This is a genomic window from Actinoplanes sp. NPDC051494 (assembly GCF_044454705.1).
In the GTDB taxonomy this organism is placed as follows: Bacteria; Actinomycetota; Actinomycetes; order Mycobacteriales; family Micromonosporaceae; genus Actinoplanes.
This window is the reverse complement of record NZ_JBITDZ010000003.1, coordinates 535,417-561,009: the sequence shown is the minus strand read 5'-3', so window position 1 is coordinate 561,009 and position 25,593 is coordinate 535,417. Positions and strand designations below refer to the sequence as shown.

General features: G+C 70.3%; 18 protein-coding genes and 1 tRNA gene. 4 read left to right on the top strand and 15 right to left on the bottom strand.

Annotated features, from left to right (window positions below; genetic code table 11):
- Positions 1-73 precede the first annotated feature (73 nt).
- From ACIA6A_RS15090 to ACIA6A_RS15050, 9 genes are all read right to left on the bottom strand, one after another.
- Positions 74-418 (bottom strand): ArsR/SmtB family transcription factor, encoded by a 345-nt coding sequence (locus ACIA6A_RS15090; protein ID WP_396098549.1) that lies wholly within the window; start codon positions 416-418, stop codon positions 74-76.
- Positions 419-1,748: 1,330 nt separating this feature from the next.
- Positions 1,749-4,448: a DNA polymerase I gene (polA, locus tag ACIA6A_RS15085; protein WP_396098188.1), complete on the bottom strand. Its 2,700-nt coding sequence runs from the start codon at positions 4,446-4,448 to the stop codon at positions 1,749-1,751.
- Between the two features lie 96 nt (positions 4,449-4,544).
- Positions 4,545-5,255, bottom strand: coding sequence for an ABC transporter ATP-binding protein (locus ACIA6A_RS15080; protein ID WP_396098187.1), 711 nt, complete (start codon positions 5,253-5,255; stop codon positions 4,545-4,547).
- Complete coding sequence (locus ACIA6A_RS15075; RefSeq protein WP_396098186.1) at positions 5,245-6,135, bottom strand: ABC transporter ATP-binding protein; 891 nt, start codon at positions 6,133-6,135, stop codon at positions 5,245-5,247. The genes ACIA6A_RS15080 and ACIA6A_RS15075 overlap by 11 nt, the downstream gene beginning before the upstream one ends.
- On the bottom strand, positions 6,128-7,279 hold the full coding sequence (locus tag ACIA6A_RS15070; RefSeq protein ID WP_396098185.1) for a branched-chain amino acid ABC transporter permease: 1,152 nt from the start codon (positions 7,277-7,279) through the stop codon (positions 6,128-6,130). Before ACIA6A_RS15070 ends, ACIA6A_RS15075 begins: the two co-directional genes overlap by 8 nt.
- Positions 7,276-8,217: a branched-chain amino acid ABC transporter permease gene (locus ACIA6A_RS15065; RefSeq protein WP_396098184.1), complete on the bottom strand. Its 942-nt coding sequence runs from the start codon at positions 8,215-8,217 to the stop codon at positions 7,276-7,278. Before ACIA6A_RS15065 ends, ACIA6A_RS15070 begins: the two co-directional genes overlap by 4 nt.
- 67 nt (positions 8,218-8,284) lie before the next feature.
- Complete coding sequence (locus tag ACIA6A_RS15060; protein ID WP_396098183.1) at positions 8,285-9,436, bottom strand: branched-chain amino acid ABC transporter substrate-binding protein; 1,152 nt, start codon at positions 9,434-9,436, stop codon at positions 8,285-8,287.
- A 238-nt stretch (positions 9,437-9,674) separates the two neighbouring features.
- Entirely contained in the window at positions 9,675-10,874 is a 1,200-nt protein-coding gene (locus ACIA6A_RS15055; RefSeq protein ID WP_396098182.1) for a hypothetical protein, read from the bottom strand.
- A complete protein-coding gene (locus ACIA6A_RS15050; RefSeq protein WP_396098181.1) occupies positions 10,871-11,503 on the bottom strand; it encodes an ANTAR domain-containing response regulator in 633 nt (210 codons plus the stop codon). Before ACIA6A_RS15050 ends, ACIA6A_RS15055 begins: the two co-directional genes overlap by 4 nt.
- A gap of 127 nt (positions 11,504-11,630) precedes the next feature.
- Here ACIA6A_RS15050 and ACIA6A_RS15045 point away from each other — a divergent pair.
- Positions 11,631-11,713 (top strand) — tRNA-Leu (locus ACIA6A_RS15045).
- Between the two features lie 192 nt (positions 11,714-11,905).
- Positions 11,906-13,081 (top strand): HdeD family acid-resistance protein, encoded by a 1,176-nt coding sequence (locus ACIA6A_RS15040; protein ID WP_396098179.1) that lies wholly within the window; start codon positions 11,906-11,908, stop codon positions 13,079-13,081.
- Between the two features lie 113 nt (positions 13,082-13,194).
- Here the strand turns inward: ACIA6A_RS15040 and ACIA6A_RS15035 are convergent, their stop codons facing one another.
- Positions 13,195-14,067: an acyl-CoA thioesterase gene (locus tag ACIA6A_RS15035; protein ID WP_396098178.1), complete on the bottom strand. Its 873-nt coding sequence runs from the start codon at positions 14,065-14,067 to the stop codon at positions 13,195-13,197.
- Positions 14,068-14,069: 2 nt separating this feature from the next.
- Positions 14,070-15,506: a pyruvate kinase gene (gene pyk / locus ACIA6A_RS15030; RefSeq protein ID WP_396098177.1), complete on the bottom strand. Its 1,437-nt coding sequence runs from the start codon at positions 15,504-15,506 to the stop codon at positions 14,070-14,072.
- A 330-nt stretch (positions 15,507-15,836) separates the two neighbouring features.
- Between pyk and ACIA6A_RS15025 the strand changes: the two genes are divergently transcribed.
- A complete protein-coding gene (locus ACIA6A_RS15025; RefSeq protein WP_396098176.1) occupies positions 15,837-16,208 on the top strand; it encodes a hypothetical protein in 372 nt (123 codons plus the stop codon).
- Here ACIA6A_RS15025 and ACIA6A_RS15020 read toward each other — a convergent pair.
- Positions 16,148-17,626 (bottom strand): glutamate synthase subunit beta, encoded by a 1,479-nt coding sequence (locus ACIA6A_RS15020; protein WP_396098175.1) that lies wholly within the window; start codon positions 17,624-17,626, stop codon positions 16,148-16,150. The two genes, ACIA6A_RS15025 and ACIA6A_RS15020, sit on opposite strands and share 61 nt — an antisense overlap.
- A complete protein-coding gene (gltB, locus tag ACIA6A_RS15015) occupies positions 17,619-22,205 on the bottom strand; it encodes a glutamate synthase large subunit (protein ID WP_396098174.1) in 4,587 nt (1,528 codons plus the stop codon). The genes ACIA6A_RS15020 and gltB overlap by 8 nt, the downstream gene beginning before the upstream one ends.
- A 126-nt stretch (positions 22,206-22,331) precedes the next feature.
- On the opposite strand from gltB, the gene ACIA6A_RS15010 reads away from it, so the two are divergent.
- Positions 22,332-23,213, top strand: a complete 882-nt coding sequence (locus ACIA6A_RS15010; protein WP_396098173.1) for a GNAT family N-acetyltransferase — start codon at positions 22,332-22,334, stop codon at positions 23,211-23,213.
- A 69-nt stretch (positions 23,214-23,282) separates the two neighbouring features.
- On the opposite strand, the gene ACIA6A_RS15005 is transcribed toward ACIA6A_RS15010, so the two are convergent.
- A complete protein-coding gene (locus ACIA6A_RS15005; protein WP_396098172.1) occupies positions 23,283-24,473 on the bottom strand; it encodes an FAD-dependent oxidoreductase in 1,191 nt (396 codons plus the stop codon).
- A 16-nt stretch (positions 24,474-24,489) separates the two neighbouring features.
- A complete protein-coding gene (lgt, locus tag ACIA6A_RS15000; RefSeq protein WP_396098171.1) occupies positions 24,490-25,572 on the bottom strand; it encodes a prolipoprotein diacylglyceryl transferase in 1,083 nt (360 codons plus the stop codon).
- Between the last annotated feature and the right edge of the window lie 21 nt (positions 25,573-25,593).

The window sequence follows — 25,593 nt, the reverse complement described above, 5'->3', positions numbered from 1 at the left end:
CGGTGGGGCCGCTGCCTCAGATCATGGTCGCGGCCTCAGATCATGGCCGCAGCCTCAGAACATGGCCGCAGCCTCAGATCGTGGCCGCGGCCGAGGTTATGTCGAGCAGGCCGGTCAGGAGCACCAGGGCGGCCGGGACGAGCCGGTAGTAGACCCACGTGCCCCGGCGGTCGCTGTCCACCAGCCCCGCCTCGCGGAGAACCTTCAGATGGTGCGAGATCGTCGGTCCGGTCAGGTTGAAGGAACCGGTCAGATCGCAGACGCAGACCTCTCCCCCACCGGCGGAGGCGATCATGGAGAGCAGGCGAAGGCGCACCGGATCGCCGAGGGCTTTGAACATCGGAGCGAAGGCACTCGCCTGGTCGGCCTCGAGCGGCCGGCGGACCACCGGAGCCCACGCCCCCGACAGCGATGTCATCTCGATGGAAGTGCTTGGCATAAGCCCACCTTTGCAGAAGCGAGCAAGCCGTCCACACAAGAAATTGACATTTCGCTGCACTCCGCAAGATCCTCGATGCGCTGAGCCAGAATGCATTATCGAAAATTCCGCGGCCACAGAGTGCCAGGTCAGACGAAGTCCGAGGTGGACGGTCCATTACCAGTCAGTAATAAAAGACCTGTCCACCACAATGTACGAAAGCCCGAAAGTCTGCCGCTCCTGCCCGAAAGTCCCAGCCCCCGGGAACACCGTCCGGTCGACATGAACGGTGGCCCGACAAAGGCACCGGAGCGGGGAAACAAGGACCGGCCTGCCGCCCCGGCGCGGCGACCAGGGATGCCGGCCTGGACGGAACTACGGCCCGGACAGCAAGCCGTCGACAGCATCGAGGACCACACGGCCGAGTGCCGCGGGACGCAACGACGCCCACGGGTACGCCACGATCGTCGCGATACCGAAAGACAACGACGAGAGGCCCGGCAATCCCGCCCCTGACCGCGTCGACAGAGACAGGCAGCGCGCCAAGACCACACGCATACAGAACGGCAAGGCTACGAGCCCCGAAGCCTTGATCAACACATCCCCGGCCGGCGCGATCAACGCAGCCCGCGATCAACGCAGGCCAGGAGCACCGGAGGCCAGGAGCACCGGAGGCCGCGATCAACCCAGTCTGCGATCAACCCTCAACCGAGACCGAGACCGAGACCGAGACCGGGACCGGCCAGGACCAGGACCGGCCAGGACCAGGACGGACGGTAATCAACCCCGACCGCGATCGGACCTGGCCACCATCGGACCTGGCCACCAGACTTGAGATTGCTGCACAGGCCGGGTCGTTCTCAGATCGGGCGCCGCGGGCCGGGATCTTCCGGATCGGGCTGCACCGACCCTGGCCGCCCCCACCGAGGCGCATCCGAGACCACTCCGGCCCAAGGGAGCACGGGGCACGACCGCGATGCTTCCGCCGCCCGCAACCGGGCGGGCGACTGGCTGCGCCGTGAGTCGACCAGGCACGCCCCGGCTGCGGCTGCGCTTTACGGATCCGCGGCGTGCCGCCCGAAATTCGGGTGCGGGGCCGGACCTGTGCCCGGCCGGCGTGGGGAGTCAGCTCGATCTTGATGGCTGACGCCACCGCGGTCCAGCGTGGGCCGCACCCACCCGGGGCAGGGCGGACCGGGTGGGTGCGGCCAGGTCAGAGCGGCCAGGCAAGGCCAGGCCGCCCGGTTGAGCGCGGCCAGAGCAGGCCGCCCGGTCGAGTGCGGCCAGAGCAGGCCGCCCGGTCGAGTGCGGCCAGGGCGGGGCGGCCGGGTCAGTGGTCGGCTCCGTTCCAGTCCTGGCCGATTCCTACGGAGACTTCCAGGGGGACCGACAGGGGGTAGGCCTCGCCCATCTGCTGGCGGACGAGCGCTTCGAGCTGGGCTTTTTCGCCGGGGGCCATGTCGAAGACCAGTTCGTCGTGGACCTGGAGGAGCATGCGGCTCTTGAGGCCGGATTCTCGCAGGGCCTTGTCGACGTTGAGCATGGCTACCTTGATGATGTCCGCGGCTGAGCCCTGGATGGGGGCGTTGAGGGCCATGCGTTCGGCCATTTCGCGGCGCTGGCGGTTGTCGCTGCTCAGGTCGGGGAGGTAGCGGCGGCGGCCGAGGATGGTTGCGGTGTAGCCGTCCTGGACTGCTCTGCGGACCACGGCCTGGAGGTAGTCGCGGACCCCGCCGAAGCGTTCGAAGTATTCGTTCATCAGGCCGCGGGCTTCCTCGGTGGTGATGCCGAGCTGGTTGGAGAGGCCGAACGCGCTCAGGCCGTACGCCAGACCGTAGTTCATGGCCTTGATCTTGCGGCGCTGGTCGGGGACGACCTCCTCGACTGGGACGTGGAAGACCGAGGAGGCGGTGGCGGCGTGGAAGTCGGCGCCGGAGTTGAATGCCGCGATCAGGGCCTCGTCCTCGGAGAGGTGGGCCATGATGCGCATCTCGATCTGGCTGTAGTCGGCGGTGAGCAGCGACTCGTAGCCCTGGCCGACCACGAAGGCGCGGCGGATGCGGCGGCCCTCCTCGGTGCGGATCGGGATGTTCTGCAGGTTGGGGTCGGTCGAGGAGAGCCGGCCGGTCGCCGCGACGGTCTGGTTGAACGTGGTGTGGATGCGGCCGTCGTCGGAGACCGATTTGAGCAGGCCGTCCACGGTGGACTTGAGCTTGGCGACGTCGCGGTGGCGCAGCAGGTGGGCGAGGAGCGGGTCGCCGGTCTGGGTGTGCAGGTGCTGCAGCGCGTCGGCGTCCGTGGTCCAGCCGGACTTGATCTTCTTGGTCTTCGGGAGGTTGCGCTCGACGAAGAGGATCTCCTGGAGCTGCTTGGGCGAGCCGAGGTTGAACTCGCGGCCGACCACCTCGTGGGCCGCCTGCTGGGCCGATTTCACCTCGGCCGCGAAATGCGACTCGAGCTCGTGCAGGTAGTCGGTGTCGGCGGCGATGCCGACGTGTTCCATCTGGCCGAGCACGATCTCGAGGGGCTGCTCGACCTCGGCCAGCAGGCGCTGGGACGCGCCGTCGTCGCGGGAGAGCTCCTCGATGAGGGTGTCGGCGAGGTCGAGGGTGGCGCGGGCCCGGAGCATGAGGTTCTGCTCGGCGGTGCTCTCGTCGCCGGTCTCGCCGAAGCCCTCGAGGGTGAGCTGACCGTTGTCGGGGGCGTCGACGCGCAGCTCGCGCTTGAGGTAGCGCAGGGCGAGGTCGTTGAGGTCGTAGGCCCGCTGGTCGGGCTTGGCGAGGTAGGCCGCGAGGGCGGTGTCGACGCGCACCCCGTCGAGGGTCCAGCCGTGGGCGCGGACCGCGAGCATCGCGGGCTTGGCGTCGTGGACGATCTTGGGCCGGGCCGGGTCGGCGAACCAGGCGGCGACCGCGTGTTCGTCCTTCTCGTCGAGGGCGGCCGGGTCGAACCAGGCGGCCGGGCCGTCGCCGGTGGCCACCGCGACGCCGGTGAGCGTGCCGGTGCCGCGGCCGAACGTGCCGGTGACCGCGACGCCGACCGGGGCGCTCGCGGCGTGGGCGGCGAGCCAGGCCGCGACGTGACCGGTGCCCAGCACGATGCCGTCGAGGTCGAAGCCGGCCTCGGCCTCGGGCTCGACCGCGTCGAGGTACGAATACAGCCGCTCGCGCAGCACCCGGAACTCGAGGGCGTCGAAGACCTGGTGCACCGCCTCGCGGTCCCAGCCCTGCCACTTGAGGTCCTGCGGGCCGAGCGGCAGCTCCAGGTCGAGCACGAGCTTGTTCAGGTCGTAGTTCCGCATGACGCCGGGGAGGTGGGCGCGCAGGTTCTCGCCGGCCTTGCCCTTGAACTCGTCGACCCGCGCGATGATCTCGTCGAGGCTGCCGTACTGATTGATCCATTTCGCGGCGGTCTTGTCACCGACGCCCGGCACACCCTGCAGGTTGTCGCTCGAGTCGCCGACGAGGGCGGCCTTGTCGCGATAGCGCTCCGGGCGGATACCGTATTTCGCCTCGATGGCGTCGGGGGTCATCCGCCAGACCTCGGACACCCCGCGCACCGGGTAGAGAATCGTCACCTTCTCGCCGGAGAGCTGGAACGAGTCCCGGTCGCCGGTCGAGATGAGGACGTCGAAATCCTGCGCGCGGGCCTGGGTGGTGAGCGTGCCGATGATGTCGTCGGCCTCGTAACCGGGCTTCTCCAGGACCGGGATGCGCAGCGCCTCGAGCACCTCTTTGACGAGGCTGACCTGGCCCAGGAACGGCTTGGGGGTCTCGGAGCGACCGGCTTTGTACTCCGGGAAGATCTCGGTGCGGAACGTGGTGCGGGCGACGTCGAACGCGACCGCGATGTGCGTCGGCTTCTCGTCGCGGAGCATGTTGATCAGCATCGAGGTGAAGCCGAACACCGCGTTCGTCGCCTGGCCCGTGGCGGTGGAGAAGTTTTCCACCGGCAGCGCGTGGAAGGCGCGATAGGCCAGCGAGTGGCCATCCAGCAGCAGCAGTCGGGGGGTCTGGATGTCGTCGCTCACGGGAGGGAACTCTAGTCGCCGGGTACGACAAGAATCGTCACCGGGGAAACGACACGGGGCGCTTGCACGCGCAAGCGCCCCGTGACCGCATGAGGATCAGGCGACGCCGAGATACGCCTCTTTGACCGCGGGATCGACGAGCAGGTCCTGTCCGGTACCCGCCTTCACGATCTTGCCGGTCTCGAGCACGTAACCGCGGTGTGCCCGCGACAGTGCCTGCTGGGCGTTCTGTTCCACCAGCAGCACGGTGGTGCCCTGCTGGTTGATCTCCGTGATGATGTCGAAGATCTGCCGGATGATCATGGGTGCGAGACCCATGGACGGCTCGTCCAGCAACAGCAGCTTCGGACGGCTCATCAGCGCCCGGCCGACCGCGAGCATCTGCTGCTCGCCGCCGGACAGGGTGCCGGCGGCCTGCTTGGCCCGCTCCAGCAGACGCGGGAACAGACCGAACACCCGCTCCAGGTCGGCGGCGATGCCGTCACCGTCGCGACGGGTGTACGCCCCCATGTCCAGGTTCTCCCGCACCGTCATACCGGGGAAGACGCCCCGGCCCTCGGGTGACTGGCAGATACCCATGGGAACGCGCAGGTCCGCTCGTACCCCGGTGATGTCCTCGCCGTTGAACTTGATCTTGCCGCCGGCGAGCGGGTTGAGCCCGGACACAGCGCGCATCGTGGACGTCTTGCCGGCGCCGTTGGCACCGATCAGCGCCACGATCTCGCCCTCTTCGACCTGCAGGCTGATGCCGTGCAGCGCCTCGATGCGACCGTATTTGAGGGTGACTTCCTCAAGCTCAAGCAGCATCAGCGGACTCCCCCAGGTAGGCGGCGATCACCTTCGGGTCGTCGCGGATCTCGGCCGGGACGCCCTCGGCGATCTTCTTGCCGAACTCCAGCACCACGATCCGGTCGGTGACGCCCATGACCAGCCGCATGTCGTGCTCGATCAGCAGCACGGTGAACCCCATGTCGCGGATCTTGCGGATGAGCTGGTTCAGCTCCTCCTTCTCCGCGGGGTTGAAGCCGGCCGCCGGCTCGTCGAGACACAGCAGCTTCGGCTCGGTCGCGAGCGCCCGGGCGATCTCCAGCCGCCGCTGGTCGCCGTACGGCAGGTTGCGGGCCTGGTCGTTCGCCCGGTGCTCGATACCCACGAGGCGCAGCAGGTCGAGCGACTTGCGCTCACCCGCCCGCTCCTCCAGCGCGTGCCGCGAGATCCCGAAGATCTTCGCGGACGTGAGCCGGACCTGCTGCCATGCCCGCACGATGCCGTTGGTGGCGTCCACCACCGGCAGTTCCTCCGGCTTGGCCTTCTTGCGGTAGAGCCGGAAGAGCGCCCCCGGGACGCTGGTGAAGTGCCGGGAGTCGGTTCCCACCATGACGTTCTCGAGCGCCGTCATCTCGGGGAACAACCGGATGTTCTGGAACGTACGGGCGACGCCCATGCGGTTGATCTCGTGCGGCTTCTTGCCGGTGATCGTCTTGTTGTCGAACTGCACCGCACCGGACGTCGGCTTGTAGACACCGGTCATGACGTTGAAGCAGGTCGTCTTGCCGGCGCCGTTCGGGCCGATCAGCCCCAGGATCTCACCTTTGTAGAGCTTGAAACTGACGTCGTTGAGCGCCACCACACCGCCGAAGCGCAGGGTGACGTGGTCGACGTCGATAAGTACCTCACGCTCAGACACTCGCGGGCACCTCCTCCCGACGGTCCTTCAGCTCACGGGCACGCCGCCGGCTCGGCAGCAGGCCCTGCGGGCGAAGGAGCATGACCAGAACGAGCGCGAGGCCGAAGACCAGGAAGCGGTATTCCGCGAAGTCACGGAAGCGCTCCGGAAGGTACGCCAGCAGCACCGCGCCCAGCGCCGCACCAGCCATGTTGCCAGATCCGCCGACGACGACCATCGCGACGAACAGGATCGACAGGTTGGCGTTGAACTGGTTGGGCTCGATGAAGCCCTGCCGGCTCGCGAACAGGAAGCCGGACAGGCCACCCAGCGCCGCGCCGATGGCGAACGCCCACAGCTTGAACTTGAAGCCGTCGACGCCCATCACGGCCGCCGCGTCCTCGTCCTCGCGGACCGCCAGCCATGCCCGGCCGACCCGGCTGTTCTCCAGCCGCCGCACCAGGAAGACCACCAGCAGCACCACGCTCAGCGCCAGCCAGTACCAGGGCTTCGCGTCGATGAGACCGAAGATCTGGTTGTCGGCCGAGGGCGCGCCCTGCGGACCGGGGATGGCCGCGACACCCGCGGCACCGCCGGACCACTCGGTGGAGTTCCGGACCACGATCCGGATGATCTCGCCGAAGCCCAGGGTCACGATCGCCAGGTAGTCACCGCGCAGCCGCAGGGTGGGCCAGCCGAGGATGACACCGGAGATCATCGCGAGCGCCAGCGCGATCGGGATGCAGATCGCCCAGGCGACCGCCCAGTCCTGGGACAGGTCGAACTTCTCCTGGATCGCCGCGACGACCGGCGACTGCCGGGAACCGAACAGCGCGACGCTGTACGCGCCGACCGCGAAGAAGCCGACGTAGCCGAGGTCGAGCAGGCCGGCCAGACCGATGACCACGTTCAGGCCGAGCGCGATCAGCACATAGATGGCACAGGTGAAGAGCACACCCGCCCAGTTGTTGCCGCCCTCGATCGAGTCGGTACGCAGCCACGTGAGGCCGGGGATGCCCAGCAACGGCAGGTAGTACAGGAACGCCACGAAGGCCAGGAAACCGATGGCGCGCTGCCACTTGGGCAGGCCACGCCAGCGTTCTCCGACACCGCCGAAGAAACCCTTCACAGCGCCGAGGGGTCCGCTCTGTGTTGTCTCGCTCATGCGCGTGCCCTCCCCAACGATTCTCCGAGCAAGCCGGTCGGCCGGAACAACAGCACCACGACCAGCACGATGAACGCTGCCACATCCTCCCAGCTCGAGGTGGTCAGCGTCGCCGCGTAGACCTCGACCACACCGAGGACCAGGCCGCCCAGCAGGGCGCCCCGCAGGTTGCCGATGCCGCCGAGAACCGCCGCCGTGAACGCCTTGAGGCCCAGGATGAAGCCGACGTTGAAGCGGGTGTTGCCGTACCGGACCGAGTAGAGCAGCGCGGCGGCGCCCGCCAGCAGGCCGCCGAGCAGGAAGATCAGCATGATGACGCGGTCTTTGTTGACACCCATCAGCGCGGCGGCGTCCGGGTTCTGGGCCACCGCCCGCACACCCCGGCCGTAGCGGGTGCGGTTGATGAACTGGTCCAGCAGCACCATCATCACGAGAGCCGCGATGATCGTGAGCAACTGCGTGTTGGTCACGTCGGTGCCGAAGATGCTGAACGCGACCTTCTGCTCGACCAGGGTCGGCATGCCGACGATGAGCCGGCCCTGCCAGAGACCGAACGTCTCGGACAGCACCTGCGACACACCGATGGCCGTGATCAGGAAGATCAGCGGCGGGGCGTTCATCCGCCGCAGTCGGCGGTACGCGATCCGTTCGGTCGCGACCGCGGTGGCACCCGACGCGAGCGCGCCGGCCAGCAGACCCACGGCGAGCAGGACCAGGGTCATGCCCAGACCCTCGCTGCCGTCGGCACCCATCAGGTTCCACACCCCGAGGACGGCGAAGGTGCCGACCATGAACACCTCGGAGTGGGCAAAGTTGATCAGCTTCAGAACGCCGTAGACCAGGGTGTAGCCGAGGGCGATGAGCGCGTAGATCGAGCCCTTCGCCAAGCCGTCCACCGTGTGCTGGCCCAGGTGCCCGAAGAGTTCATCGAAGTTCACGAAGTCTCCTTTTGCACCAGACGCGGCCGGAGGCTGCTGCCTCCGGCCGCGTCCTGGAACCGGCTTACTAGCTGAGCTTGATCTCCTGCTGCGGCTTGAAGCCACCGGAGGCCACGTCGTACGCCCAGATGACGACCTTGCTCTTGTCCACGTCGCCGTTCTCGTCGAACTTCAGGTACTTCGAGACACCCTGCTTGTCGTACGCCTTGACCCACTCGAGCAGCTCGGCGCGGGTCTTCTTGCCGGCCTTGTAACCCTCGAGGATGATCGTCGCACCGTCGTAGCCCTCGGCGCCGTACGAGCCCGGAGCCTCGCCGTACTCCTTGGTGTAGTCGGCGGCGAACGTGCCACCGGCCTCCTCGGCGGGCAGACACGGGCAGGTCACGACCGCGCCGTCAGAGGCGGCACCGGCACCCTTGGGGAAACCGGGGTCGTACAGGCCGTCGAAGCCGAGGAACTTGGCGGTGACGCCGGCCGCGCGAGCCTGCTTGAGCAGCGGGGCAGCCTCGTTGGTGTAGCCGCCGTACGCGATGACGTCCGCCTGCGAAGACTTGATCTTCGAGATGGTGGCGTCGAAGTTGGCCTGGTCGGTCTGGACCTTGTCCGAGTTGACGACCGTCGCGCCGAGACCGGCCTTGACCCGGTCGATGATGCCCACGCCGTAGGTCTGGCCGTCGTCGATGACGAAGACCTTCTGCGCCTTGAGCGTGTTCTTGATGTAGGTGACAGCCGCGTCGCCCTGGGTGTTGTCGTTGCCGACCACGCGGAAGAAGTTCTTGTTGCCCAGCGTGGTGAGCTCGGCGGCGGTGGCCGACGGGCTGACCATGACCAGGCCCGCGGCGTTGTAGGTCGCCATGGTCGCCTTGGACTCACCGGAGAAGTGACCACCGATGACCGAGGTGAACGACGTGTCCTGGGCGACCTGGTTGGCGATCGGCGTCGCCTGCTCCGGGGTGCCCTGGGTGTCGAACTCCTGCATGGTGACCTTGCAGTCGGGGTTGGCCGCCGTGAACTGCTTCAGGGCCAGCTTGGCACCGTTCAGCGAGGGGATGACCAGACCCGCGTTGGCGCCGGTGAAGGCACCGAAGATCGCGATCTTGCCGCCACAGCCGGCGGCGGCGTCCGTGTCGTCGCCCCCGGCGTCCTGACAGGCTGCCATTGCCAGCAGCGACGCGGAGAGACCCACGACGCCGAGAGCTCGTACAAAGTTTCGCCTCAAGGCTTATGACCTTTCATCCAGGTGCAGGCGCGGCGCCGCGGACGGGTTCACCACGTGTTCGTCGCCGTCCCCGGGCGTCCGAACCGCAGCACCTGCTTACTGCTTGTGATGGCGCAGCGTACTTGTCTCAGATTTGCTGCGTAAGCTTCAAACGTGACGCTTGCCAAACCGTTACGAAGGCATGCACGTTAAGCCAGGGGTCGGCTGCCTGAGTGGCCCATGTAACAAAGCTGGCGCGTTAACCGGGTGTTTCAGTCAGATAAATTAGTGCATCCCGGGCATTGTCGACAGCAACCACCCAATGCCCCGCACCGGCGGCCACCGCGACCGCACCCTCGCCGCCGATCACCGTCGGCTCAGGCATCACCACGGGTAGCCATTTCCGGCCACCATCCGATGAGGACCACACAGAGTAGGCACTGCCGTCGGTGGTCGCCGCCAGCAGAGCACCGCTGAGAGATCGAACGCCGGCTTTCCCACCAGGGGGAACCGTGCCGAACGTGCCGGCCGGCCGCCACGAGCCGGACTCGAGGCGCCACGCTCCGAACTTGCCGCCCCGAACACCGAGAGCCACCGGGACATCGGCGGTGACCACTCGCTGCAATTCTTCGTAATCACTGGTCGGCTCCGCGGCGGGTACCGGCGTCCACACCGCACCGTCCACCGAGCGCCAGCCGGCCACGTCCCGGTCGATCCTGCCGGACGGTAACCAGCCGCCTACGATCAGCCATCCATCGTCGGCCGGGGTGCCGTCGAACGCCCAGGTCTCCCCCGCCGCACTCGAGGCCAGCCCCGGTGCGCGCTCCTTGATCGCGAATGTCGCCGCGTCGGGGGACAGCCACGCGGCGGCGCCGGACATCCGGTTGCCGGTGATGAGCCATCCGGCCGGACCGGCGTGCAGCCGCGTCACGTTGATCGCCTGTGGGCCGCCGTACAGCTCGAACGGGGCGGTCACCTCCCGCAGCGCGCCGGCCGGCGTTTGATACCAGGAGCTGGTCCGGGGGTTGCCGTGCGCGCCGCCGACCTTGGCGCCGACCGCGGCCATCCGGCCGTCCCGGCAGGCCACCGTCGCCAGGATGTTCTGGTCGCCGTAATAGGTCTTCGCCTCGATCGGCAGCGCCGACCAGGTCACCGCGTCGGGGCTCGACCACGCCGCCGGGCGGGTGCCGCCCTTGACGTCCGCCACCGCACCCACCGCGAACCAGTGGCCGGGGCAGAACGTCACATCCCGCAGCATCACCCGGCCCGGAGCACCCGGCGGCACCGGCAGCTCCACAACCTGCCAGGGCAGCGACAGCGGCGCCGCAACCGGCGGGGCCGGTTCGGAAGGGGCCGGGTCACAGCCGGCCGCGAGCAGGACCGCCACCGCGAGAACCCGCGCGGCCACCGGCGATGCGCGCACCCGGGGGTACGGTCGCCGGCGGCCGGGCGTGGTCATGACTGCGGTGGTGGCGCCTCGGTGGCGGTCTCGGTCTCCTCGCCCTCGGCGAGGATCCGGTCGGCGACCTCGCGCATCGTCATGCGGTGATCCATCGCGGTGCGCTGGATCCACTTGAAGGCCTGCGGCTCGGTCATCGAATACTTCGTCATGAGCTCGCCCTTGGCGCGCTCGACGCTCTTGCGCGTCTCCAGCCGATCGGTGAGGCCCGCCACCTCGGACTCGAGGGCGGAGATCTCCGAATAGCGGGACAGCGCGATCTCGATCGCCGGCACCAGGTCCGATTTCTGGAACGGCTTGACCAGGTAGGCCATCGCACCGGCCGCGCGGGCCCGCTCGACCAGGTCGCGCTGGCTGAACGCGGTCAGGATCACCACCGGGGCGATACGGCCGCCGGCGATCCGCTCCGCGGCCGCGAGGCCATCCATGATCGGCATCTTGATGTCGAGGATCACCAGGTCCGGAGAGAGATCCTCGGCGAGGCGTACGGCGGTCTCGCCGTCACCGGCTTCCCCGACGACGTCATAACCCTCTTCGACCAGCATCTCGGCCAGGTCGAGCCGGATCAGAGCCTCGTCCTCGGCGATCAACACCCGCCTGCGCTCGGCACTCGCCTGCGTGTCGGCCACGAAACCCTTACCCCCAACACTCCCGATGGTGCGACACCCGGGTATCTGGGTGTCACCTCTGACAGCGTAGTAGGTAGTGTGTGTCCTGCTCGTATCGCCGTGACCTTGGTTGTGGCGAATCGAGCATGCCGGGGTGGTGGAATGGCAGACACGGGGCACTCAAAATGCTCTGCTCGAAAGGGCGTGCGGGTTCAAGTCCCGCCCTCGGCACACCTACCGACGTTGTTCCGGCCCTGTTCAGGGGCCGGAACCGGTCTCCCTCACGGTACTGCTCCGAGAGCCTGCGCGTGTCCTCGATCACGGCCTGAGCGCCGGGCGCGCACCTGAGGTATTTCCGGGAAAGGCCGGATTGCTGGTCATGGCTGGTGTTGTCATGGCAGTACCAGCAATGCGGGAGGCTCCATGTTGTGGTCCGGATCATCGCCCCTGACCGTCGTCCGTGACGGGATGTGGGGCTTCCTCTTGTTCGCGGGCGTGGCCTGGCTGGCGGTCGCCTGGAGCGTGCTGCGGCTCGAACCGGCCGACATCGCCCAGGTCGCCGGGCCGGTCATCCTGTTCGCAGCGGTCACCGAGGCGGTCCGGGCCCTCGCCGGGACCCGCACGTGGTGGCTGAACGCCGGCATGACCGTCCTGTTCGCGGCGACCGGCGCCATCCTGATCACCGACGGCGACACGTCGTCGTGGACCACGCCGGCCGCGCTCATCGGGTGGTACCTCATGGTCCGCGGCGCCGCCGACCTGGCGATCGCCATGCTGACCCGGGAGAGCGACCGGATCTGGGGACTGCTCACGGTCGTGGGTGTGACGGAGGTCGCGCTGGGATTCTTCGCCGCCGGCTCCTACGCGCGTACGGCCGAACTGGTCGTCGTGATCCTCGGCGGTGCCGCCCTGATCCGTGGCGTCGCGGACCTCGTCGCGTCGCTGCGCCTGCGGGAGGCCTCGGCCGGGACCCGCGCGCAGCACCTGCTGGAGCTCCCGCCCGAACGGGCGATCGGGGTCGCCGGATACACGGCCGGCATGGCGGACTTCGACGACGCACCGCAGCGGGGCACGACGCCCCGGCACCGCGCGGCCGCCCCGAGCCGGCCGTCCGCCGCCGGCATGGCGGATCTCGCCCGGCCCTCGGGCACCAGCGACCGGGCGGTGCCGCTGGACACCGGCGCCACGGGCATGCCGGTACCGCACGTCACCGCCACCCAGATCGGGGCCGGACCGGGCCCCACCGGCTCGTTCCACGACGAGGTGGTGCGGACCACCGCCGACCTGGACGCGATGCTCGCCCTGGCCGGGGTGACCGGCGCGGCCGCCCCGGGAACCGCCGCCCGGGCCGCGGCCGACCAGGCCCGTCAGGTCGAGATCCCGGACACCGCCGAGGGCGCCGAACTGCCCGACCCGGCCCAGGCGAGCGCGGCTGCCGCGGCGGCCCAGGCAGCGGCCTTGGCGGCGGCCAACGCGTCGGCGTCGGGCCACACCCCGGCATCGCTGCCGCTGCTGGACCCGGCGGGACGGGCCGCGGAGGCGGCCGGGCCCGGCATGGACGACACCTCGATCATCATGCGCAGCCGGATGGTGGACTGACGCCCGTCCGAGGAAGCCACTCCCCCGCCTCGCCGGAGGCGGGACCACCCAACCGGTCAGTCGCCGGGCCGGGGTCCCGCAGCCGGCGAGGCACTTCTGTGTCCGGAGCCGGGTCAGGCGCCGATCTTGCGGAGCAGGCCCTCCTGGACCGCGCTCGCGATGTGGGTGCCGTCCCGGGTGAACATGCGGCCGCTGGCCAGGCCCCGGCTGCCGGAGGCGGACGGGCTGGTGCAGTCGTACAGGAACCATTCGTCGGCCCGGAACGGGCGATGCAGCCAGAGGGCGTGGTCGAGGCTCGCGCCGATCACGCCGCCGGGACCCCACACCTCGCCGTGCACGGACAGGACCGAGTCGAGCAGCGACAGGTCCGAGGCGTAGGTGAGCGCGCAGGCGTGGATCAGCGGGTCGTCCGGGAGCGTGCCGTTGATCCGCATCCAGACCCGCTGCTGGTCGGCCGCGGCCCGGTCGCCCGGGGGCACCCAGCCGGGGGTGCCGACGTAACGGACGTCGATCGCCTGCGGGGAGGCGTTGAAGGACGCCTGCCGCTCGGGATAGCGCGCGAGCCAGTCCTGGGCCGTCGGGGTGTCCTCCGGGCCGGGGAGGTCGTGCGGCGCCGGCGTGTGGTGGTCGAGGCCCTGTTCGTGGACCTGGAACGACGCCGACATGAAGAAGATGGTCTTGCCGTGCTGCTGGGCCGTGGAGCGGCGGACCGAGAACGAGCGGCCGTCGCGGATCGTCTCCACGGTGAAGTCGATCGGCACCGTGGGGTCGCCGGGGCGCACGAAGTAGCCGTGCAGGCTGTGCACGGCGCGGGACGGGTCGACCGTGCGTCCCGCCGCCACGAGGGCCTGGCCCGCGACCTGGCCGCCGAAGACGCGCTGGGCGCCCACCTGAGGGCTCTCGCCCTGGAAACGGTCCGTGTCCAGCTGCTTGAGGTCGAGAACCTCGAGCAGCTGGTCGACGGCGGCCTGGCCGGAAGGAGCCACGGTCACACGGTGCCCGGGTCGACGAGCGATCCGAGCTGGTGGACGCGCAGGGTGTTGGTGGAGCCGGGGGCGTTCGGCGGGCTGCCGGCCACCACGACGACGTACTCGCCGGGCTTGGCCAGGCCGAGGCCGAGAAGCGCCTGGTCGACCTGGCGGAACATGTCGTCGGTGTGCTGGACGAAGTCCGTCAGGAACGTCTCGACACCCCAGGAGAGGGCGAGCTGGTCGCGGACCTCGGGGACCGGGGTGAACGCGAGCAGCGGGAGGTCGCTGTGCAGCCGGCTGAGGCGGCGGACCGTGTCGCCGGTCTGGGAGAACGCGACGAGGGCCTTGGCGCCGATGTTGGAGGCGATGCGGGACGCCGCGACCGTCAGCGCGCCGCTGTGGGTACGCGGGTCGTGCTGCAGGACCGGCACACCGAAGTCGCCGCCCTCGGTGGTGGTGACGATCTTGGCCATGGTGCTGACCGTGAGGACGGGGTATTTGCCCACCGAGGTCTCACCGGAGAGCATCACGGCGTCCGCACCGTCGAGCACCGCGTTGGCCACGTCGGAGGCCTCGGCGCGGGTCGGGCGGGAATTCTCGATCATCGAGTCGAGCATCTGGGTGGCGACGATGACCGGCTTGGCGTTCTCGCGGCAGAGCTGGACCGCGCGCTTCTGCACCAGCGGCACCTGGTCGAGCGGGAGCTCGACACCCAGGTCACCACGGGCCACCATGACGCCGTCGAACGCCAGCACGATGGCCTCGAGGTGCTCGACCGCCTCGGGCTTCTCGACCTTGGCGATGACCGGGACGGTGCGTCCCTCCTCCGCCATGATCTGCTGGACGAGCTTCATGTCGTCGGGCGAGCGGACGAACGAGAGCGCGATCAGGTCGACACCCAGGCCGAGCGCGAACCGGAGGTCTTCCTCGTCCTTGTCGCTCATGGCCGGCACGCTGACCGCGACGTTGGGCAGCGAGACGCCCTTGTTGTTGGAGACCGGGCCACCCTCGGTGACCAGGCAGGTGATGTCGTTGCCGGCGACGTCGGTGACCTCGATGGCCACCTTGCCGTCGTCGATGAGGAGGCGGTCGCCGACCTTGACCTCCTGCGGCAGCTTCTTGTAGGTGCAGGACACCCGGTCGGGGGTGCCGAGGATGTCGTCGCTCGTGATGGTCACGATGTCACCGGTGGCCCACACGTGCGGCCCGTTGGCGAACTTCCCGAGGCGGATCTTCGGGCCCTGGAGGTCGCCGAGGACGGCGACGGCACGGCCGGTCTGCTTCGCGGCGGCCCGGACCAGCTCGTAGACCTTCTGGTGGTCCTCGTGGCTGCCGTGGCTGAAGTTCATTCGGGCGACGTCCATGCCGGCCTCGACCAGACCGAGCATGCGCTCGGGGGAGGCGGTGGCGGGACCCATGGTGCAGACGATCTTTGCGCGGCGTGTCACAGCCATCAGGCTAGTCTCTCTTTCGGGTCGGCCCGCCGGCCGACCCCCGTCAGGGGTGGTGAAGCTGCGGGCGCGTCGCCCCGCGCCGATGCGGGCGTCAGGCACCGCGATACGACCTCAGCTTATCGGCCCCGCGACCTTCTCCGACGGCGACCGCCGTTCCGCACCCCACGAGTGCGGGTGTACGGGAGTGTCGCCGGCCCGGGCATCGCCTCACGGGCCCCGGATCGTTGCCAGAGGAGCGGGCGCCACCCGGCGAGCGGGGCATCGCGCCCGCACGTTTGCCACTAGGTTCTTCCGCGGGGTCTCGCTGGTCGGGAAGGGCTGGGGAAGCACATGCCAGGCAACGCCGTCAGCGACTTCTGCGCGGATGTGGACCGAGCGGTCCGGACGTCCGGGCTCTCCGTGCCGCACCTGGTCCGGCGACTGGGGCTGGACCAGCGCCGGGTCGACGACATGCTGGCCGGCGCGGTCGGCGCACCGCCCGACTGGGAAACCCTGGTCGCGCCGCTGCTGCACGCGTGCGGCGCCGACCCCGCCGAGCTGGAACTGTGGCGCCGCCATCACGCGATGATGCTGCGGGAGAACGGGACCGGGATGCCGCGGGAGAACGGGACAGGGCCCGGCGCGGACGCCGGGCCCGGTCGTCAGCGGGTCGCCGCGAGCGGCTGCGAGGACGGGGACACCGGAGCCGGCAGCTCGCCGTAGGCACCCAGGTAGGTGTGGATGGCGGCGGCCGCGGACCGGCCCTCCGCGATCGCCCACACGATCAGGGACGCGCCGCGGTGCATGTCACCGGCCACGAAGACGCCGTCGGCCTCGGTCTGCCAGTCGTCGCGGGCGTCCACCGCGCCGCGCGGGTTGCGCGTCACGCCGAACTGCTCGAGCAGCGGCTGCTGCTCGGTGCCCTCGAAGCCGATGGCGAGCAGCACCAGCTCGGCGCGCAGGTCCCGCTCGGAGCCCGGGGTGACGGTGATCGTACGGACGCCGTCGATGCGTTCGACGACGACCTCGGCGACCCGGACCGCGGCGACGTTGCCGTCGCCGTCGTCCACGAACTCCTGCACGGCCACCCCGAAGACGCGTTCGCCGCCCTCCTCGTGCGCGGCGTAGTTGCGCAGGATGACCGGCCAGGTCGGCCACGGGTGCAGGCCGGCGACGCGGGTGTCCGGGGGCAGGGGGTACTGGTCGAGCTGGATGACCTCGGCCGCGCCCTGACGGTGGGCGACGCCGAGGCAGTCCGCGCCGGTGTCACCGCCACCGATGATCACGACGTGCTTGCCGGCCGCGTCGATCTCCGCGAACGGCTGCAGGCCCGCCACGACCCGGTTGGCCGGGACGAGGTGGTCCATGGCCAGGTGTACGCCGTTCAGCTCGCGCCCCGGGGTGCCCGGGGTGTCGCGGCCGGTGAGCGCGCCACAGGTGAGCAGCACCGCGTCGAACCGCTCGCGCAGCTCGGCCGCGGACACGTCGACCCCGACGTTCACGCCGGTGCGGAACTCGACACCCTCGGCCACCATCTGGGCCATCCGGGCGTCGATGCGCTCCTTCTCCAGCTTGAAGTCCGGGATGCCGTACCGCAGCAGGCCGCCGATGCGGTCGTCGCGCTCGAACACCGTCACCGCGTGCCCGGCCCGGGCCAGCTGCTGGGCGGCGGCCAGGCCCGCGGGCCCGGAGCCGACCACGGCGACCGACTTGCCGGAGAGCGTGACCGGCGGCTGCGGCTGGACGTACCCGAGGTCGAACGCGTGGTTGGCGATCTCCACCTCGACCTGCTTGATGGTGACCGGGTCGTCGGCGATGCCGAGCACACAGGCCGCCTCGCAGGGCGCGGGGCAGAGCCGCCCGGTGAACTCCGGGAAGTTGTTCGTCGCGTGCAGGCTCTCCGCCGCCGACGCCCACGCACCGGTCCGGACCAGGTCGTTCCAGTCCGGGATGCGGTTGCCCAGCGGACAGCCCTCGTGACAGAACGGGATGCCGCAGTCCATGCACCGGGTGGCCTGGTCGCGGATGAGCTCCTCGCCGGCCGGCGGGTACACCTCGCTCCAGTCCCGGATGCGGACCGGCACCGGCCTGCGCGCGGGCAGCTGCCGCTCGTACCTCAGGAAACCGTTCGGATCAGGCACGGGTGACCCCCATAACCGCCTCGTCGACGTTGCGACCGGCAGCCTCGGCGGTCTTGATCAGTTCCATCACTCGCTTGTAGTCGCGCGGCACGACGGCGGTGAAGCCCGTCACCGCGGCCGGCCAGTCCTCGAGCAGCCGCTCGGCCACCGCCGAACCGGTCTCGTCGAGGTGCCGGGTCACCAGCGTGTGCAGCGTCTCCCGCTCCTCGGCGGTGAGCGGCGCCAGGTCGACCAGCTCCGGGTTCACCTTCGAGGGATCGAGATCCAGCAGGTACGCGGTGCCGCCGCTCATGCCGGCCGCGAAGTTGCGCCCGACCGGGCCGAGCACCACCACGTGGCCACCGGTCATGTACTCGCAGCCGTGGTCGCCGACGCCCTCCACGACCGCGGAGGCGCCGGAGTTGCGGACCGCGAACCGCTCCCCCGCCTTGCCGCGCAGGAACACCTCGCCGCCCGTGGCCCCGTACAGGATGGTGTTGCCCGCGATGATGTTGTCCTCGGCGACGAACGGCGCGTCCTCGGCGGGACGGATCGCGACCCGGCCGCCGGACAGGCCCTTGGCGACGTAGTCGTTGGTGTCGCCGATGAGCCGCAGCGTCACGCCGCGCGGCAGGAACGCGCCGAACGACTGGCCACCGGTGCCCCGCAGGGTGAACGAGATGGTGTTGTCCGGCAGGCCGTTGCCGCCGTAACGCCGGGTGACCTCGCCGCCGAGCATCGCGCCGACGCTGCGGTGGTCGTTGCGGACCCGGACCTCGGCCCGGACCTCGTGGCCCCCGGTGAGCGCCGGCTGGGCCAGCGCGATCAGCTCGTTGTCGAGCGCCTTGTCCAGGCCGTGGTCCTGCGCGACGATGCCGCGGCGCGACGCGCCCTCGGGCAGCTCCGGCACGAACAGCACCGGCGCGAGGTCGAGGCCCTTGGCCTTCCAGTGGTCGACCGCGGGCAGCACGTCGAGCACCTCGGCGTGCCCGATCGCCTCGTCGATGGTGCGGAAGCCCAGTTCGGCCAGGTAACCGCGGACCTCCTCGGCGAGGAACAGGAAGAAGTTCTCGACGAACTCGGGCTTGCCGGTGTACCGCTCGCGCAGCACCGGATTCTGCGTCGCGATGCCGACCGGACAGGTGTCCAGGTGACAGACGCGCATCATGATGCAGCCGGACACGATCAGCGGCGCGGTCGCGAAGCCGAACTCCTCGGCGCCGAGCAGCGCCGCGATGATCACGTCGCGGCCGGTCTTGAGCTGGCCGTCGACCTGCACGGTGACCCGGTCGCGCAGCTTGTTGAGCAGCAACGTCTGCTGCGCCTCGGCCAGGCCGAGCTCCCAGGGCGAACCGGCGTGCTTGAGCGAGTTGAGCGGCGACGCGCCCGTCCCGCCGTCGTGGCCGGAGATCAGGATGACGTCGGCCTTGAGCTTGGCCACGCCGGCCGCGACGGTGCCGACCCCGATCTCGGACACCAGCTTCACGTGTACGCGGGCCGCGGGGTTGACGTTCTTGAGGTCGTGGACCAGCTGCGCGAGGTCCTCGATGGAGTAGATGTCGTGGTGCGGCGGCGGCGAGATGAGCCCGACGCCCGGCGTCGCGTGGCGGGTCTTGGCGATCCACGGCCACACCTTGTTGCCGGGCAGCTGGCCACCCTCGCCCGGCTTCGCGCCCTGCGCCATCTTGATCTGCAGGTCGTCCGCGTTCACGAGGTATTCGCTGGTCACGCCGAAGCGGCCGGACGCGATCTGCTTGACGCTGGAGCGCCGCGCCGGGTCGTACAGCCGCTCGACGTCCTCGCCGCCCTCACCGGTGTTCGACTTGGCGCCGAGCCGGTTCATGGCGATGGCCAGGGTCTCGTGCGACTCCGCGGAGATCGAGCCGTAGGACATGGCACCGGTCGCGAAGCGCTTCACGATCTCCGACGCCGGCTCGACCTCGTCCAGCGGCACCGGCACCCGGTCCGGGCTGAAGCGGAACAGCCCGCGCAGCGAACCCGCCTTCGCGGACAGCCCGTCGACCTTCTCGGTGTACTGCTTGAAGACGTCGTACTGCTTGCTGCGGGTGGCGTGCTGCAGCAGGAAGACGGTCTCCGGGTTGAACAGGTGGACCTCGCCCTCACGACGCCACTGATACTCGCCGCCGACCTCGAGGCGGCGGTGGCTGCGCTCGGCCGGGTTCTTCGGGTACGCCTTGTCGTGCCGGGCGGCCACCTCGGCGTGGATCTCGGCCAGGCCGGAGCCGCCGATCCGCCCGGAGGTGCCGGCGAAGTAGCGCTGCAGCAGCTTGTTGTCCAGGCCGACGGCCTCGAACACCTGCGCGCCGCAGTACGACGACACCGTCGAGATGCCCATCTTGGACATGATCTTCAGGACGCCCTTGCCGAGCGCCTTGACGTAGTTGCGGACCGCCTTCTGCGACTCCATCCCGGCGAGCGGGCCGGTCGCGATGAGGTCGTCGACCGTCTCGAACGCGAGGTACGGGTTGACCGCCGCGGCGCCGTACCCGATGAGCACGGCCGCGTGGTGCACCTCCCGGCAGTCGCCGCTCTCCACCACGAGCGCGACCTGGGTACGGGTCTGCTCGCGCACGAGGTGCTGGTGCACGGCGGCGGTGAGCAGCAGCGACGGGATCGGCGCCAGGTCGGCGTTGGAGTCGCGGTCGGAGAGCACCAGGATGCGTACGCCGTCCTCGATCGCCTCCGACACGTGCCGGCAGATCTGGGTCAGCCGGGCCTTGATGCCGGCCGCGCCGTCCCGCAACGGGTACAGCCCGGAGACCCGGACCGCCTTGAACCCGGGCAGGTCGCCGTCCTCGTCGATGGAGAGCAGCTTGGCGAGCTCGTCGTTGTCGAGGATCGGGTACGGCACCACGATCTGCCGGCAGCTCGACGGGCCCGGGTCGAGCAGGTTGCCCTCGGGCCCGATGGTCATCGACAGGCTGGTCACCATCTCCTCGCGGATCGCGTCCAGCGGAGGGTTGGTGACCTGGGCGAACATCTGGTGGAAATAGTCGAACAGCAGCCGGGGCCGGGTCGACAGCGGGGAGATCGGGGTGTCCGTACCCATCGAGCCGAGCGGCTCGGCACCGGCGCGCGCCATCGGGGCGACGAGGATCTTCAGCTCCTCCTCGCTGTAACCGAAGATCTGCTGGCGGCGCATCACCGAGTCGTGCGTGTAGATGATGTGCTCGCGCGGCGGCAGGTCCTTGAGGTCGATCAGCCCGGCGTGCAGCCACTCGTCGTAGGGCTGCGCGGCGGCCAGCTCGGCCTTGATCTCGTCGTCGTGCACGATCCGGCCGGCCGCGGTGTCGACCAGGAACATCCGGCCCGGCTGGAGCCGGCCCTTGGCGACGACCGTCGACGGGTCGAGGTCGAGCACGCCCGCCTCGGAACCCAGCACCACCAGGCCGTCGCTGGTGTGCCACCAGCGGCCGGGGCGCAGGCCGTTGCGGTCCAGCACGGCACCGATGATCGTGCCGTCGGTGAACGCCACCGAGGCCGGGCCGTCCCACGGCTCCATGAGGCTCGCGTGGAAGCGGTAGAACGACCGCCGCGCGGCGTCCATGCCCGGGTCGTTCTCCCAGGCCTCCGGGATCATCATCAGCACCGAGTGCGGCAGGCTGCGACCGGAGAGGTGCAGCAGCTCGAGCACGGCGTCGAAGTTCGCCGAGTCGGACGCCTCGGGCGTGCAGATGGGGAACAGCCGCTTGATGTTGCCCGGCACGTTCGGCGACTTCAGCAGCGCCTCGCGGGCGGCCATCCAGTTCTTGTTGCCCCGGATGGTGTTGATCTCGCCGTTGTGCGCGATGAAGCGGTACGGGTGGGCGAGCGGCCACGACGGGAACGTGTTCGTGGAGAACCGCGAGTGCACCAGCGCGATCGCGCTGTCCACCCGCTCGTCGGTCAGGTCCGGGAAGAATTCCGGCAGCTGGTCCGGCGTGAGCATGCCCTTGTACGTGATGGTCCGCGCCGACAGCGACGGGAAGTAGGCGCCGATGCCGCGCTGCTGGGTCTCGCGTTCGGCCTGCTTGCGCACGCAGAACGCGACGATGTCGAGCTCCTGGCCGCTCAGCGGCTCCCCGGTGCGGGCGCCGGTGATCCGGTCCGCCGCGATGAAGACCTGCTTGATCGTGGGACGGGCGGCCTCGGCCGACTCGCCCAGCCCGGACGGGTCCACCGGGACGTCCCGCCAGCCCAGGATCTCGGCGCCCTCGACCAGGGCGTACTTCTCGAAGACCGCGATGGCCCGGGCGGCGTCGGAGGCGTCGGTGGGCAGGAAGACCAGACCCGTGGCGTACGCGCCGGGGGCGGGCAGCTCGAAATCGACGATCCCGCGCAGGAACGTGTCCGGGACCTGGATCATAATGCCGGCGCCGTCGCCGGTGTTGTACTCGGCACCGCGGGCGCCACGGTGGTCCAGCCGGATCAGGGCGGAAAGGCCCTTGGCGACCACGTCATGCGAGCGGCGGCCGTGCAGGTCCGCGACGAACGCGACACCACACGCGTCGCGCTCGCTGGCCGGGTCGTAAAGCCCCTGGTTCGTCCCCTGGGGGTGCGCAAAAGCCACCGGGCCTCCGATCGTCACTGGTGTTTCCATTCAAAGTCGGGACGACGTCGGCCCTGCAAAGTCTCTAGATACTACGTTAGTCGTCGCCGATCTCCGCCAGGTGCACTTGTGCTTGTAGATCACACAGGCTCGGCTCGGGTTCGATAGTCTCGCGCGGTGGCGCTAGAGGATACCGAGATCTTCCCCAGGCTGGAGCGTTTCTACGACGCCGTGCCCCGTGCCGCCGCGGTGGCGGAGGACATCGGGGGCTTCGTGCTCTTCGTCCGTGAGGGCGCGGGGTGGCCCTATTACGCCCGGCCCCGCCCATCCGGGAAGAACGGCGCCGAGACGCCGTCCGCCGCTGATGTTACCGCTGTACGGGCCCGGCAACGAGAGCTCGGCGTACCCGAGGCTTTCGAATGGGTGCACGAGACCACGCCGGATCTGCTCGCGGTGGCCCGCTCGGCCGGGCTGGACGTGCTGCTCGCGCCGCTGCTGGTGCTGGACCGCGCGGCCCTGGTGCCGGAGTTGCCCATCCCCGGGGCGGCCGTCCGGTTCCTCGACCCGGACGCACCGGGGTTCGCCGCCGACATCGCGGCGTCGCAGGCGGTGTCCCGGCTCGGTTTCGGCGCCCCGGCGGCCACGCCCGGCACCGCGACGGCCGGTGCGCTGGTCATCGGGCCGGCCGGTCCCGAGCAGCGCGACGCGGTGCCGGCCCCCGGCGCGGACGTCATCGCCGAACAGACCCGGGCGCACGCCGCCGGGCGGTTGCTCAGCGCGGTCGTCGAGGCACCGGGGACCGGCATCCTGGCCTGCGGCACGGTCCAGCGGGTGGGCGGCGTCGCCGAGGTCGCCGGGGTGGCCACGTTGCCATCGGCCCGCCGGCACGGTTACGCGTCGCAGCTGACCGCCAACCTCGCCCGCCGGGCCCTCGAATCCGGCGACGACGTGGTCTTCCTGTCCGCCGGCGACGACGACATCGCCCGGTTGTACTCCCGGATCGGCTTCCGCCGCGCCGGCACGGCCTGCATCGCCGCCCCCGCCGCCGCGACCATCTGAGCCCGCCGGACCGGCTGGGCCGTCCCGCCGGCTGCCGGCTGAGCTGTCCCGCCGGCTGCCGGCTGAGGGCTATTCCGGGGGCTGCCAGTCGGCGGCCGAGCCGTGGGCGTGGCCGAGGATGCGCGGGCGCAGCGAGCCCAGGGCGGCGTTGCGGGCGCGCAGGGCCAGCCGGCCGCGGGCCTGCACGACCGCGGACATCCGGCGGGTCTGGCGCACCACCGACGCCGTCCGCGGACGCCGGGCCCGGTCGTACTGCTCGACCGCCGCACCCAGCTCGGCGCCGGGCTCGGCGGTGGCCACCAGCGAGCGCAGCGTGGCGGCGTCCTCGAACGCGAGACACGCGCCCTGGCCCAGGTGGTGCGGCATCGCGTGGGCGGCGTCGCCCAGCAGCACCACACCCCCGGTGCCGCACCGGAAGCTGTAGGACCGCGGCAACGGCCGCAGCTCGCGGACCTCCTGCGGGACGAGATCCTCCGGACGGGTGGCGGCGAGCAGCTCCCCGACCGGCGGGTGCCACGCGGCGAACCACCGGCACAGCAGGGCCAGCTGGGTCGCCGGCGGCTCCGGGCGGGGTGCGCCCGCCGCGGTGGCCACCCAGTAGACCCCGCCCCGGCCGGCTGCCCGCCCGCCCAGCGGCATCGACACGAAGCGGTAGCCCGCACCGAGGGTCTCCCCGCCGGCGGCCTGGTCGGGGGCGAGCGCCGGGGCCCGGAACGCCGGGACGACCGCCTGCCACGCGGCGAAACCGGAGCCGACGACGACCGCCTCGGGGGCGAGCGCGTGCCGGATCGGGCTGTCGATGCCGTCCGCCGCCACGATCAGGTCGGCGTCGTAGAAGACCCGGCCGTCACCCACCGCGGGACGCGTCACCCGGTGGGTCCGGACCTTCGTGATCTCGACCCCGGTACGGATCTCGACGTTCTCGCCGAGACCCGCGACCAGGGCGTCGTACAGGTCCTCCAGGTGTACGACCGCGGGTGCCGGGCCCGCGCCCGGCCGGGTGTGCGGGGCGACCAGGAACTGGCCGTCGGGGCGGCGGACACCGCCGTCGGGCAGCGGGGCGGCGATCGCCGACCAGCCGCCGTCGGGGTCGAGCGCGTCCAGGGCCCGGCGGCCGTTGGGCCACAGCACCAGCGCGGTCGGTGGCGCCGCGACCCGTTCACCGCGTTCCAGCAGGGTCACCCGCCAGCCGTCGCGGGCCAGCGCGCCGGCGGCGGCCAGCCCGGCCATACCCGCGCCCACGACCACGGCCGTGCGCATGCCCGGGCCCCGGTCCCTAACGCTCGTCGGCGGCGGACTCGGCGGGGGCTTCCACCGGGCCGGGCTCGGGAGCGGGCTCGGGCTCGGGCTCGGGCTCACCCTTGCGCGTCAGGATTCCCGTACGTTCGTACTCCCGGAATTCTTCCTCGCTCACGACCTGATAGGCCTTGGGCGCCTTGGCGGCCTCCCGCGGTCCCGCCACGTCGACCTGGCTGACGTCGCTCTCCGCGGCCGGCTCCGGCGCGGTGTCCGGGGCGTCGATCGGCACGACGTACTCGCGGGGCCCCTTCACCAGCAGGAAGAAGATGAGCGCCCCGAGGAACACCACGATCGCCGTGAAGACGTTCAGGCGTACGCCGAAGAAGTGGTTGGCGTCGTCGATGCGCAGCATCTCGATCCAGCAGCGGCCGACCGTGTACGCCATGACGTAGATGGCGAACGCGCGTCCCCGGCCGAACTTGAACTTGCGGTCGAGCAGCCAGACGAGCACCGCCACGCCGACGTCCCACAGTGCTTCGTACAGGAAAGTGGGGTGGTAGAGGTCCGGCAGGGTGACCGCCTGGCCGTCGATGACGGTGGCGTGACCGGGATTGGCCCGGTCCATGTCGTGCACCCGCAGACCCCACGGGAGCGTGGTGACGCTGCCGTACAGCTCGTTGTTGAACCAGTTGCCGAACCGGCCGATGGCCTGCGAGACCGGCAGCGCGGGCGCGATCGCGTCGGCGAAGACCGACAGCGGCAGGCCCAGCTGGCGGGCGGCCAGCCAGGCGCCGAGCGCGCCACCGGCGACGGCGCCCCAGATGCCGAGGCCGCCCTCCCAGATCTGGAAGACCCGCAACGGCTCACCGCCGTCGCCGAAGTAGTCCGCCGGTGAACTGATGACGTGGTAGATCCGGGCCCCGATGATGCCGAACGGCACCGCCCACACCGCCATGTCCAGCGACGCCCACGGCGCCACCCCACGGCGGCGCAGCCGCTGCTCCATGATGAGGACGCCCACCACGATGCCGAGCACGATGCAGAGCGCGTACGCCCGCACGGGAAGGCCGAGGAGGTGCCACACCGACGTCGTCGGGCTGGGAATAGCGGCGTAATTCACGGGCGCACCTTACCGCCGGAC